This is a genomic window from Streptomyces tamarix, assembly GCF_032423885.1.
Taxonomy (GTDB): domain Bacteria; phylum Actinomycetota; class Actinomycetes; order Streptomycetales; family Streptomycetaceae; genus Streptomyces; species Streptomyces tamarix.
This window is the reverse complement of sequence record NZ_JAWCTQ010000077.1, coordinates 1-11952: the sequence shown is the minus strand read 5'-3', so window position 1 is coordinate 11952 and position 11952 is coordinate 1. Positions and strand designations below refer to the sequence as shown.

9 protein-coding genes and 1 pseudogene are annotated in these 11952 nt (G+C 73.5%); 2 read left to right on the top strand and 8 right to left on the bottom strand.

Going from position 1 to position 11952, the window contains the following annotated elements; genetic code table 11:
• Positions 1–492 precede the first annotated feature (492 nt).
• The 5 genes from RND61_RS31905 to RND61_RS31885 form a co-directional block, all read right to left on the bottom strand.
• Positions 493–1788 (bottom strand): phospholipase D-like domain-containing protein, encoded by a 1296-nt coding sequence (locus tag RND61_RS31905; RefSeq protein WP_315881660.1) that lies wholly within the window; start codon positions 1786–1788, stop codon positions 493–495.
• Positions 1789–2051: 263 nt separating this feature from the next.
• Entirely contained in the window at positions 2052–2930 is an 879-nt protein-coding gene (locus RND61_RS31900; RefSeq protein ID WP_315881659.1) for a D-alanyl-D-alanine carboxypeptidase family protein, read from the bottom strand.
• Between the two features lie 568 nt (positions 2931–3498).
• Complete coding sequence (locus RND61_RS31895; RefSeq protein WP_315881658.1) at positions 3499–3951, bottom strand: adenosine deaminase family protein; 453 nt, start codon at positions 3949–3951, stop codon at positions 3499–3501.
• A gap of 478 nt (positions 3952–4429) precedes the next feature.
• The gene (locus RND61_RS31890; RefSeq protein ID WP_315881657.1) at positions 4430–5299 is read right to left on the bottom strand and encodes an AraC family transcriptional regulator; all 870 of its coding nucleotides are present in this window, start codon (positions 5297–5299) and stop codon (positions 4430–4432) included.
• 514 nt (positions 5300–5813) lie between these two features.
• The gene (locus tag RND61_RS31885; protein ID WP_391654579.1) at positions 5814–6602 is read right to left on the bottom strand and encodes an MBL fold metallo-hydrolase; all 789 of its coding nucleotides are present in this window, start codon (positions 6600–6602) and stop codon (positions 5814–5816) included.
• Positions 6603–6699: 97 nt separating this feature from the next.
• Here RND61_RS31885 and RND61_RS31880 point away from each other — a divergent pair, with 97 nt between their 5' ends.
• On the top strand, positions 6700–7308 hold the full coding sequence (locus RND61_RS31880) for a CGNR zinc finger domain-containing protein (protein ID WP_315881655.1): 609 nt from the start codon (positions 6700–6702) through the stop codon (positions 7306–7308).
• Between the two features lie 355 nt (positions 7309–7663).
• Here RND61_RS31880 and RND61_RS31875 read toward each other — a convergent pair whose 3' ends face one another.
• The 3 genes from RND61_RS31875 to RND61_RS31865 form a co-directional block, all read right to left on the bottom strand.
• Complete coding sequence (locus tag RND61_RS31875; protein WP_315881654.1) at positions 7664–9097, bottom strand: FAD-dependent oxidoreductase; 1434 nt, start codon at positions 9095–9097, stop codon at positions 7664–7666.
• Positions 9098–9529: 432 nt separating this feature from the next.
• Positions 9530–9967: a hypothetical protein gene (locus RND61_RS31870; RefSeq protein WP_315881653.1), complete on the bottom strand. Its 438-nt coding sequence runs from the start codon at positions 9965–9967 to the stop codon at positions 9530–9532.
• A gap of 286 nt (positions 9968–10253) precedes the next feature.
• On the bottom strand, positions 10254–11156 hold the full coding sequence (locus RND61_RS31865; protein WP_315881652.1) for a methyltransferase domain-containing protein: 903 nt from the start codon (positions 11154–11156) through the stop codon (positions 10254–10256).
• Between the two features lie 272 nt (positions 11157–11428).
• Between RND61_RS31865 and RND61_RS31860 the strand changes: the two are divergent.
• Positions 11429–11952, top strand: a pseudogene (locus tag RND61_RS31860) (hypothetical protein); the annotation flags it as partial.

Below are 11952 nucleotides of genomic sequence, written 5' to 3'. Positions count from 1 at the left end.
GAGACCTACGACCGCCTCGTCATCGAGGTCGACGACCCCCGCACCACCGTCGCCCTCATCGAACAGGCCGTCACCCGCGGCTGAACCCTGCCCCCTGGCCCGGACACCCGCGGCCCCGTGCGTGCCCGTCCACACCAGGTACCGCCTCGTCACCGGCCCGCCCGCGGCCACGGCACGACGGCCCCGTGCCGCGCCACCCCGGCCACCTGCCGCTCGCCGCCCGGGCCGCCGCGGTCCGGTGCCGCGGACCGCCCCCGGTGCGGCAGGTGCGGCCCGCACGCACCAGAGCCCGGCCGGAGCGGACGAGGTGCGCTGCCCGCCGGGACGCGCACGGGGCGGCCGTACGCCGGGCGGGTCCGGGGCCCGATCCGCCCGGCCGTCCGCCCGTACGGGGGCCACGGCGGGCTGTCCGGGCGGCGGGGCGCTTCCGTGAGGAGTGACGCGGGAGCGTTCGGTGTCCGTCGGCACGATCCGCGTCCCGTCCGGGCCCCGCTACAGGCCCTCCGACTCCGCCGCCGCCCGCTGCGCCTCGAAGTTCGCCAGATAGGCGTCGAAGACCGCGGGGTCCTCGTACTTGAGGAGCGTCTCGTCGTTGTACCGCAGCGCCGTCAGGGTGTACGTGTGGCTGCCGGTGAAGACGATCTTCTTGTCGACGCCGCCGTGGTACGTCCCCTCGATCAGCAGGTACTTGGTGTGGCTCCCCGTGCCGCCGCGCTCGTCGTTGTGGAGCTGGTGCAGGACGATGCGGCCCTTCGCCGTCGGCCTGGTCAGCCAGTCCGCCACCCGCGTCCGCGCCGTCTGGCTGAGGGGCCAGTTGTCGAGCTTGCGGTAGACGATGTCGATGTGGCAGCCCGCGTCGGCGAGTGCCCACAGCTGTTCGGCCACCTCGGGGCGGGTGATGTGGCCCTGGGCGATCCGGATCCTCGTCCGGCCGTCGGAGGTGCCGAAGCCCGGGGAGGTCGCGGAGCGCGGGGTGTTGCCGGCGCAGGGGTTCTCGGTGCCGGCCGGGGCCACCGTCTTGAGGATGTTGACGATCACGTCGGTGTCCGCCCGCGGGAAGAAGTACACCTTGGCCTTGCCCGCCTGGACGTCGTACGGGTAGTCGTCGACCTGCGGCCTCTGCCCGGCGGCGGCCGCCGCCTGGTCGTCGAAGTACTTCGTGTACGCGTCGAACAGTTCCTTGTTGCCGGCCACCGTCATCGCGTCGTTCCACCAGGACGTGACGTCGGACGAAGTCAGGTTGCCGGAGGACTGCACGACCACGTCGTCCACCGGGACGGTGCCGGTGCCCTTGGTGCGGGAGAACAGGAAGAACTTGTTGTGGTTGACGTTGTCGTAGGTGCCGTCCGGGTCGGCGGCCGTGGTGCCCGGGTCCTTGGCGAGACAGGCTTCGCTTCTCTTGCAGGTGCGTACCCAGGAGTCCGTACCGCCCGGCGACGCCAGCTGGCTCTTCAGGTTCTCCAGCGCCGTGGAGGCGCTGTCGTGGTCGACGACCACCTGGACGGTGACGCCCCTCTTGTGCGCGGCGGCCAGCCTGTCGGTCATCCACTGCGACTGGTACAGGTACAGGGACACCCGGATCGTCGACTGCGGTTCGGCTCCGTCGACGAGCTGTACCAGGTGGCGCAGGATGCGGAGTTCGGCGGTTGTGTCGCCCGTCGGGTCGTTGAACACGGGGCCCGTGGTCACCGCGGGGGCGGGCTCGGCGCCCGCAGCCGGTGACGCCACCAAGGCGCCCAGGGCCAGTGCGGCGACGACCGTTCTGAGCTTCTTCTTGATCAGTACCATGCGGGCATTGTCACCCGGGTGGCGGAAGGGGTTTGCCGCGGTGGGCGTTCGTGGACCTCGTGCGGCCTCACCGCCCGGTCCCCGTCGACGGCGACGGCCGCGGCCCGGCGCATCGGGGTCCGCGCCGGACGGCCACGCGGCGGGCTTCGGGCGCCGGCCCGGGTGCCGGATCGCGGACACCGGCAGCGGGTCGGCAAACGACGTGGGGCCGTTCGCGACCGGAAGGTCGTGAACGGCCCCACGCCCGTGGGATCCCGGCCGTGTTACTTCTTGAAGCCGTAGTCCAGCAGCTTGGTGGCGTCCGCGGTGCGGTTGGCCTCGGAGGAGGAGGCGAGGACCGTGCCGATGACCGTCTTGCCGCCCCGCGTGGCGGCGAAGACCAGGCAGTACTTCGCCACCGGCCCGGAGCCGGTCTTCACGCCGATGGCACCCGAGTAGCTGCTGAGCAGCTTGTTGGTGTTGGTCCACGACATGTTGCGGTAGCCACCGCTCTTCATCGTGACCTTCTGCGTGGTGGACTTCGTCTTCACGATGGTGCGGAACGTGGAGTTCTTCATCGCGTTGCTGGCGAGCTTCGTCAGGTCGCGCGGCGTCGAGTAGTTCGCCCCGTTGCCTATTCCGTCGAAGGAGTCGAAGTGCGTGTTCTTCAGGCCGAGGCGCTTGGCGGAGTCGTTCATCTTGCTGATGAACGACTTCACGCGCGCCGACCGCGTGGAGCCGCTGCCGTAGGTGTCGGCCAGGGCGTACGCGGCGTCGCAGCCGGACGGGAGCATCAGCCCGTACAGAAGCTGCCGCACCGTCACCTTGTCCCCGACGATCAGACGGGCCGACGAGGCGTTCTTCGAAACGATGTAGTCGCTGTACGCCTTCTGGATCGTGACCTTCCTGTCGAGGTTGAGGTTCTTCTGCGAGAGCACCACCTGGGCCGTCATGATCTTGGCTGTGGAACCGGTGGAAAGCCGGGTGTCCGCGGCCTTCGTGTAGAGGGCCGTTCCGGTTCCGTTGTTCATGACGAAGCCGCCCTTGGCGACGATGGTGGGCACCTTCGGGGTGGCGGCGTGCGCCGGAGCTATGAACGCCCCGCCCGTCAGGATGGATCCTGCGGTAACACAGGCCACCGTCACGTAGCGCCTGTTCTTCATACCGATTTTCAAGTTGGATTCTCCGATTGCAGCTGCTGTACGGCCATGTGAGGAAGCCGCCGCCTCATGAGACTCGTGAGGCGCCCCCATGGATGCGCGGTGAAGCGGCCGTGCTTACCGGTGAGCCCCTCGGCGTCTTCCGTTCCGGACGCCGTGGAGGGCGAGGGCGGTTCGGGCGGCGGCGCCGATCCTACGGGGGCCGAGGGCGACGCCGCCGGCCGGTCCGCGCGATGCGGGCGGCGGCCGGGGGCAGCGCCCCGGTGGACGCCGCCGGCACACCCCTCGCCCAGGGTCTCGTCGGAGGTGTCGATCGCGGCGACGGCGACCCCGGCCGAGTGATGGGCAGCCCAATGATAGAGGGCCGAGCGGCCGGTGAACCGGGCCGGGCGCGGCCGACGGCACCCGCCCCGGGCCGGGTCGCCGCGTACGGTCGACCCGCCGGATACCGCGGCCCCCGGTGCCACCGGGCGGTCCACCGCGAGCGGCACGAGGCCGCCGTCGGCACCAGCCGGTCCGGCGCCCGCCTCCGGCGTGGGCCGGCCGCGGGTCCCCGCCGGTGCCGTGCCCCTCATCTGCTCAGCCATCGGTCGATCTCAGCGCTGACCTGCGTTTTCCATGCTTCGGGAGCGAAGCTGCTCTCGGTGGAGGCGCGGGCCAGGTGCGCCAGTTGGGCGTCGCTGTACCCGAAGGTCTCCCGGGTGCGCTGGTACTCCGCCGTCAGCGACGTCTCCCCGTCCGTGTTCAGGGTGGCCGTCAGCCCGGCCTCGACCAGACGCGGCAGCGGGTGCTCCGCCAGCGACGGCACCAGCCCGAGCAGGACGTTGGAGGAGGGGCGGACCTCCAGCGGCACGCGGCGTCTGCGCAGCTCGGCCACCAGCTCCGGATCCTTCAGCACCCGGATGCCGTGGCCGATCCGCTCCGCGCGCCCCGCCGTCAGCGCTTCCCGGACACTGGCCGGGCCGGCCGTCTCCCCGGCGTGGTGCACCAGGTGCGGTCCCGCCTCGCGGGCGGCCCGGAGCACCCCGGCGAAGGGCGCCGCCGGGTAGGACCCGTCTCCCGCGAGGCAGCTGCCTCACGTATCGAGAGCGTTTCTCGTTGCACACCTCTCGGGCTCGCCGCCTCAGGGTCGAGTTGGACCGATGGGACCCAGACCTTTCCCTGGAGGCGGGGCGGAGGGAGGCGGAGGACCGTCACAGGTCACGGTTTCCCCTCCTGTCCAAAATGCGCATCTACTCACCATGAGGTGCATTTCATGCCGGAATAGCCATCGGTGGCGGCACCCTGACGCTTTTCGCACTGTTTGACTGAAAGCAGAGAAGACAGAGCGAAGGTGGCGTTCGTGAGGGTTTTGTGTCCGAGCGCTCCTGCCGGCGGGCCTCGCCATCCGCCCCGCCCGCTCTCCGGACGAGGCACGCGGTCACGGGTCCTGCGACTGAGCGCTTGAGCGGGCGGGTTCCGTCACCCCGAGCGCTCGACCGCGTTCGCCGGTCGACGGTGCGTCACGCTGGTTCGACGGGAAGCCACAGCTCACAGGTCGCGGTGGTGAAATTGTCCGCGTGTTCGAGGACCGCGACGATCGAGGGACCCGGCCGCAGCCGCCACGGGTTGGAGGGGAACCACTCGGTCGCGGTCGCCGCCCAGGTCGTCTGCAGGGCCTGCGGATGCGGTCCGCTGGTACGGAAGACGGCCCACATTCCAGCCGGCACCTCGATGACGTCGAGCCCGTCCGGGACCGGCGTGTCCCGGCTGAGGGCGACTCCGTGCAGGTAGGTCAGTTCGCTGCCCTCCCTGCCGTCGGGATCGAGGTCGTCGCTGACCTGCAACAAGCCCTCGGGTTCGGTGTCGCTGAGGGCCTTCAGCCGCAGGTGCTCCTCCTGCGGCAGTGCGGCGATGTGCTCCTGGATGTGCGGATTGACGCCCTGATGAACGAGCGGGACCCGGATTGCGTGTCCGACCAGCCGGAATGCGGGGCGGCCGACGAGGCGGGTTTCCATGGGGATGCTCCCTTCGACGGTCAGGCGGAACCTGAGCTGCGGTTGCGTGCGCAAGGGGCCTCCATCACGGCGCACGTCACTGGGGCCGGCGCCGTGGACGGCTCGGAACGCGCGTCCGAACGCCTCGCTCGAGCCGTATCCGTACCGGACGGCGATGCCCAGCAGATCCCCCGCGCCCCGGACGACGTCGGCGGCGGCAACGGTCATGCGCCGCCGCCGCACGTACTCCGACAGCGGCATACCGGCCAACGACGAGAACATCCGGCGCAGGTGGTACTCGGTCGTGCCGAGCGCCCCGGCCAACCCGTCGACGTCGATCTCCTCGGCGAGGTGCTCCTCGACGAGATCGACGAGTTGGTTGAGTGCCGAGATCATGGGGCCTCCTTTTCGACTCCAACCCTGGCAGCAGGCACTCCGGCCGTACCCGATCGTTGCGGTCCGATCCGATCATGCGCCTGGACCGTCGCGGAGCGGCACACGCCGACACGGCCCGTCCACCGCTTGCCCAAGGGCAAACCCGTCCGGATCGTCGGCACATCCCTGCCGGTCGATGCGGGAGGGGCCCAGCGCGCCCCGTAGGCGACCGAGGAGGTCACACGCGCCCCACGCCGTCGTCACCAGCCGTTCCGCCACCCACGACGCTCGGCTCCGCCGGCTGGAGCACCCCGTCGCAGGAAACGACGTCCGCCGCGCCCGCGCTCCCCTCAGGAATCCACCTCGACGCAGTCGATGTCGGTGAACGCGACGCCCAGGTCCCGGACGCGGCCCCCGCCGCCCTCGAACCGGCCGGGGGCCCGATCTCACGCCGGGCCCCACCAGGAGGAGCGGGCAGGGGTGTCCCGCCGCGGGGGTACCGCCCGCGGGACCGTGATCGTTCCTGGTGGCCGGCTCAGGCGCGCCGGCGCCAGTCCCCGTCCAGGCGGTCGGCCAGGCCGGCAGCGGCGAAGGCGGCCTCCAACTCGTCGCGCCCTTCGGTGAAGTGGGCCCAGCTGTCGTGGTGGACCGGAACGACACGGCGGGCGCCGAGGATCCGAGTGGCCTCGGCGGCCTGGGCGCTGTCCAGGACGATCAGTTCGCCGTCGAAGATCATGGGGAAGCGGGGCGCTCCGGCGAAGAGGACGGCGGTGTCCACCGGGGCGAAGCGCTCGGCGATCTCCCTGACGGCGTCCAGGGAGGCGTTGTCGCCGCTGACGTAGACGGTGGGCAGGCCCTCGCCGGTCAGGACGAAGCCGACGACCTGGCCGGCTATCCGCTCGACCTCCTCACGCGTCCCGGGGCCGTGGACGGCCGGCACGCCGGTCACGGTCACCGTGCCGCCGCCGGGGCGGTCCAGCTCGACGGACTCCCAGTCGGCCAGGCCCTTGGCCTTCTCCCCGAGGCGCCGGCCGCCGTCGGGGGTGGTCAGGGTGAGCGGGACGTCGGCGAGCAGGGCCCGGCCGGAGTGGTCGAGGTTGTCGGCGTGCTCGTCGTGCGAGAGCAGGACCACGTCGATGCGGCCGAGGTCGGCGGGGGTGGCGGTGGAGGGAGCCGTCTTCACCAGGGTCGGTCCGGGCGAGGCGTAGTCGCCGGGGCCGTCGAAGGTCGGGTCGGTCAGGAACCGCAGACCGCCGTACTCGAAGAGGGCGGTGGGGCCGCCGAACGTGCGGACCGGGACCTGCTCGACGCTGTGCTGAGACATACTCGCCATTCCTCACTTCTCACGGTTTAACTGTGTGTTTTCCGTGAGGCCAGGCTAGGCGGGTGTCACGGAAAAAAGCAAGCGATACCATGAGGGCATGGAAGAGATCGTGGCTGCCGACATCACGCAGGCCGCTCTGCCCCCGGCTCCGGGTGCCGACCGGCACGCCTCCCTGGACTTCGCCGACACCACCGCGACCCTGCCCGGCGACCAGAGCTACGACCTGCTCGCAGCCCCCGACTCGGCCATGCACTGGCTCGCCACGCACGCCCTGACCCCGCCCGACGTGCGGCTGTACGAGGTGTGCGCGCAGCGGATGCGCACCCTGCGCGGTCACATCCGCGCCCTGTTCGCCGCCCGCGTCGCGGGCACCACCCCGCCCGAGCAGTCCCTGCGGGCGGTGAACAAGGCGCTCACGGCCGTGCCCACGGCGCCCCTGCTGGCCTGGGACGGTCCGCAGGGCCCGCGCCGCGTCCACGCCCACCCCACCGACCAGGCCGTGAACCACGCGCTGGCGACCCTCGCCGCCGACTCCGCCGACCTGATCACCGGCCCGGACGCCGACCTTCTCGCGGTCTGCGGCTCCGCCCCCTGCGACCGCTTCCTCCTGCGCACCCACGGCCGGCGCCACTGGTGCTCCACGCGCTGCGGTGACCGCGCCCGCGCCGCCCGCGCCTACGCGCGGCGCAGCGGCACCTCGGCATGACCCACTCCACCCCGAAGCACCGCGGTGGACAGCCGGGTCCCCCACGAGGTCATGCGGTGGCCCCGGCCCCGGGGCGGACGAAGGCGGCGGGAACGCCCCGTGACGACGAGCCCGTTCCCACCGGTCGAGTCGTACGACAGCGGCACGCCCGGCGTCGGTGACGGGCCTCCTCCCCCGAAGGGCCCGGGAAACCCCACGGCCGCGCCCGCCCCTGTCGCCCCCGGCGGCCCCGGCGGCCCCGGCGGCCCCGGCGGCCCCGGCGGCCCCGGCGGCCCCGGCGGTGGCAGGGTCGAAGACGGCACCGAGGTGGTCGCCCGTGCCCGCGCCGGGCTGGGGAGCGCCCACGGCCCCGGGGCTACGCGGCTCCCACGGCCGCCAGCACCTCCGCCCGCGTCGGGGCGGGCCGGCTCCAGGCCGTCCCGCCGCCCGTGGCACCGACCTTGTCCAGCAGCCCCGGCGCCGCGAAGGCGTGCTCGGGCGTGTCCAGCATGCAGGCCACCCCGGCCATCGCACGCAGCACGTCGGGGTCGGAGAGCTTGGCCTGGTCCAGGGCGTTGGTGAGGTTCCAGCCGGGGTCGTCCGTCTCGTACCGGCGTCCGGCGATGGCGGCGTCGATCTCGGCGAACCGGTGCCGGTCCCATTCGCGCAGCCGCCGGTGGACGGGGGCGACCGTCTGCTCGGTGATCTCGTCGAACCGCAGCGCCAGTTCGACGGTGTCCTGCGGGCCGGTCTTCGCCACGGCGTCGCCGAGTGAGGCCGCGTGCGCCAGCCCCATGGACAGGCCGAGTCCGAACTGGGGGTCGGTGGCCGCCCAGGCGTCCCCGACGTGCAGCAGCCCGGTGACCACCGGCCGTCCCTCGACGACCGTCCGGCGGATCCTGCTGTGCAGGCCCGCCATCACCTGGACCCCGGTGATCGGTTCACCGTCCGTCCTGCCGGCCAGCTCCGGCAGCACCGCCGCGGCCCGCTGCCAGACCGCCGTGTCGCGCAGCGCCTTGAGCGCGTGGTCCCGGCCGGAGACGACCAGGCACAGCGACCAGGTGCCGTGGTCCCCGGGGATCACGATGGTGGACACGGTCTCGTGGTGGACGAGCGGCCAGGCGGCCTGAGCGGGTGGTGTGCCGTCGGCGCCGCGGAAGGTCCGCGCGTAGTAGACGAACCCCGCCTCGGCCCGTTCGCTCACCGGCGGCGGCCCGCCGAGCCGTGCGAGGAGTGCGCCCACCGGGGAGTTCCGTCCGCCCGCGTCCACGATCAGGGAGGCGCGGAGTTCCTCGCCGTCCCGCGTCACGACGCCGGTGACGTGGGGGCGGCCTGTGATCCGCTCGGTTCCGGTCAGCAGGCCGGTCACCTCGGTGTTCCGGCGGACGCTCACCCCCGGCGTCGCCGCGGCGGCCGCGGCGAAGGCGGCTTCCAGCACCGGACGGCGCGCGGTGAGCGTGTCGTAGCGCTCGTCACCGGGGCGACGCCCGCCGATCTCCGGCAGTCCCCAGGCGCCCGCGACGATGTTGCACCGCAGGGCGCCCGACTCCTCCAGTTCGGCTGTCACCCGCGGCAGCCGTGCGCGCAGCACGGCCGTGCCCGCGGGCAGCAGGATGTGCGGCTGGCGGAACTGGGACACGCCAGGTCTCCGCCACTCCCGCCACGCCCGTGCCGCGGCGTCCGGGCCCGCGGCGAAGTCCTCGCCGTCGCGTTCCAGAACGGTGACGCCCAGCCCTTCCCCCGCCAGCGACATCGCCGTCGCCAAGCCGATGGGGCCCGCTCCGATCACGATCACGTCTTGTCCGGGCATCCGAAGCCTCCTTGAACGTTGTCGTCCGTCAAAGGCCACGATGGCCGGGGCCGTTGCTCAGTCTGAAGACCAATGGGTGCTCACCTGCTGACCGGTCCTGCCCACTCCGCTTCCCGCGGGGACCGGGCAGCCGGCGGCCCCGCTTCCCCCGTGGGTCCCCCACCTTCCCGTGGCCGCGTTGCAGGGGTTTGCGGCAGGCGCCGTACGGCGGGCTCGGCCGCTCGGCGGCGGCCGTCCGCCGGCCTCGGCCCCGGCACCAGGGGGCGGGGCACCCGGGACCGGACGACGAAACGGCCGCGGTACCGGGCCCGGAGCCCGGCCGGATCGAGGCACCGCGCCGAGCACGGGCGGAGCCGGCGCGGCGGCGCCGACGGCCGGGGCGCGCAAGGGCGCCGCGTACGTCCACGGCGTCGGAGGCATGACCTGCGCGGTTCACGCGTAGGGGTCGGGGAGCACCTCGGCCTCCGATTCGATGACCCGTTCCACCTGCAAGGTCGCGCAGCGCACGGATCCGGCCCGTGCGATCAGGACGTCGGGCACGTGGTCCTCGTAGAAGCGGAGGTACCCGATGGCGCCCACACTCGTCGTCCGCGCACCGAGCCACAGCACGATCCTGCGCAGGTCGTCGAAATCGTCGGGGTGCACCTCCTGCCGCACGGTCAGCGCCCACCCCCACGCGTCGGAACCCAACTCCCCGACCAGGACGCCCCCGATCCGCCGCGCCGGCCCCCTGGTGTCCCACAGGGGGTACTCGTACTCCCCCTGCCGACCGCCCTCCTCCCCCAGGTGCCACCGGAGCAGGGCGAGGTCCTGCGGCGGGAGGGAGTCCGGCAGATCGAGTGTCAGCTGGAACTCGTAGACGTCGGCCACGGCCAGGAGCGTACGAGTCCGCCCCTCACCCCCGGGGAGCGGGGGTGACGACCGCCCTTGGGGCAGGGGGGTCGACCACCCGGGGACGACACCGGTCCGCGGGCCGCCGCCCCGCGGGCGGCCCGCCGTCGGCGAGGGCCCGGCCCGAACCGTCGAGCCGGGCCCCGCGGGTGGGTGCTCAAGGAAGGAGCGGTGCCCGGCGGCCCCGCGCCCACCCCCGTACGGGCGCGCTTCGCGGAGGCCCCGGTGCGGGATCGGGCAGAAGCCCCCGACATGGCGGACGGCGTCAGGAGTTCCTCTCCGGCGGGGTGGGAACGGCGGTGATGCGCTGGCCCGTGCGGTCGGCCTCCACCTCAAGGGTGTCCCACGGCACGCCGTCCGGGCCGCCGGGGGGCCAGCCGAGGTCGGTGTAGGCGCGCGGGGAGCGCTGACTGCGTACGCGCATGAACTCCACGGGGGCCACCGCGGTGCCCTTGGCGTGGCCGGGGCGGTCGGCGACGAGGCGGACCAGCAGGTCGCAGCCGTAGGGGCTGTCGAGGGGGGTGAGCAGGACGCCGCCGGGCCTGAGCTGGCTGACCCAGGCCGGGGGGATGGTCCGTACGGAGGCGGTGGACACGATGCGGTCGTAGGGGCCGCCTTCGGGGTAGCCCTGTTCGCCGTCCCCGCAGACGACGCGGGGCGCGAGGCCCAGGGCGTGGAGCCGGCGGCGGGCGCGGCCGGACATCCCCGTGTCGATTTCGATCGTGGTCAGGTGCGTGTCGCCGGCCCGGCGCGCGAGAAGGGCGGTGGTGTATCCCGTTCCCGTCCCGATTTCCAGGACCGTGTGGCCGGGCTCGGGAGCGAGGTGGCGCAGCAGTTCGACGATGACGCCGGGCGAGGAGATGCTGGAGGTGAACGCTCCGGTGGCCGGCCCGGTGGGCGGCACGGCACCGTCGTCGATCTGGGTGATGAGGGCGGCGCCGGGGCGGTAGGCGGCCTTCAGCCACGCCCGGGGGGTCACGGCACGGTCGATCAGCGGATAGCGGCCGTCGGGTCCCGGGGCGGGCCACCACACCCGGTCCGGCACGAAGTGCTCGCGGGGCACCGTGAGGAACGCCTCGTAGAGCCAGTCGCAACCGGCGAAGCCGCGGGGAGAACGGCTCATCTCCCGCGCGCACCGCTCGCGCAGGCTCTGGGGGGTCACTGGCATGACGCGCCGGGACCCCTAGTCGTCTTCAGGGCTGTCGTCCGGCGCGGGCACGGGGTTTCCCGGGTCGCCCGGACTGGAGTACGGCCCGCCGACCTGTCCGTCACCCGACTGCCGGTCGTCCCCGCCCATCACAGACCTCCCGCCACGAAGCCGCGCACCGGACCACTGTAGAGAGGGGGGCGCTCTCCGGGCGGGAGTTCGGCGGAACCGGTGGGAGGAAGCCGCGGTGGGATGTCGGTGGAGGGGCGGCCCACGGGTGCGCGGCCGGCGCGGTGGCCCGTGTTCCGGGCCGGCGGGGGCCGTCGTCCGGCCGCCGTGGGGCCGGGTCGCGTCGGCGGCTTGGGTTCGGACGGGCTGCCCGTTCCGCGGGGGCCGGACGAGGGCGTCGGCCGCGGGGCCGGGGTGGCGGTCCGGGCGAGGACGGGGGCCGGCCCGGCAGGGCCGGGCGGTGGACGCGGGAGGGTGCCGGTCCCGGCCTCGCGGTGTGCTTCGGGGGCGGCGGGCCCGGCCGGCCCGAGGCCGCACCGTACGGCCGGCTGATCGCGACGTGCGCGGTGGAGGAGGTGCCGTGGGCGCGGGTGGCGCAGACCCGGCCCGGCGGGCGGAACGGGGCGGCGCTCTTCCGGGAGGGTTCGGGCAGGCCGTGCCGGCGTGGTACGGGTCATCGGGGTCCGGACGGGCCCGCTCGTGCCCGCGTCCGCCGGGGTGCGGTTCCCGGACTCCGGGGCCCGGCCGCCGTGCCCCCGCGCATGCCCGGCCGCCGTGCCGTCCGCAGCGCGCCGTCGTGGGTGAGCCG

Excerpts from the sequence above, each read along its gene's own strand:
- RND61_RS31905 (WP_315881660.1), bottom strand. The coding sequence starts at position 1,788 with ATGGTACTGATCAAGAAGAAGCTCAGAACGGTCGTCGCCGCACTGGCC.
- RND61_RS31885 (WP_391654579.1), bottom strand. The coding sequence starts at position 6,602 with ATGTCTCAGCACAGCGTCGAGCAGGTCCCGGTCCGCACGTTCGGCGGC.
- RND61_RS31900 (WP_315881659.1), bottom strand. The coding sequence starts at position 2,930 with ATGAAGAACAGGCGCTACGTGACGGTGGCCTGTGTTACCGCAGGATCC.
- RND61_RS31890 (WP_315881657.1), bottom strand. The coding sequence starts at position 5,299 with ATGATCTCGGCACTCAACCAACTCGTCGATCTCGTCGAGGAGCACCTC.
- RND61_RS31875 (WP_315881654.1), bottom strand. The coding sequence starts at position 9,097 with ATGCCCGGACAAGACGTGATCGTGATCGGAGCGGGCCCCATCGGCTTG.
- RND61_RS31880 (WP_315881655.1), top strand. The coding sequence starts at position 6,700 with ATGGAAGAGATCGTGGCTGCCGACATCACGCAGGCCGCTCTGCCCCCG.
- RND61_RS31865 (WP_315881652.1), bottom strand. The coding sequence starts at position 11,156 with ATGCCAGTGACCCCCCAGAGCCTGCGCGAGCGGTGCGCGCGGGAGATG.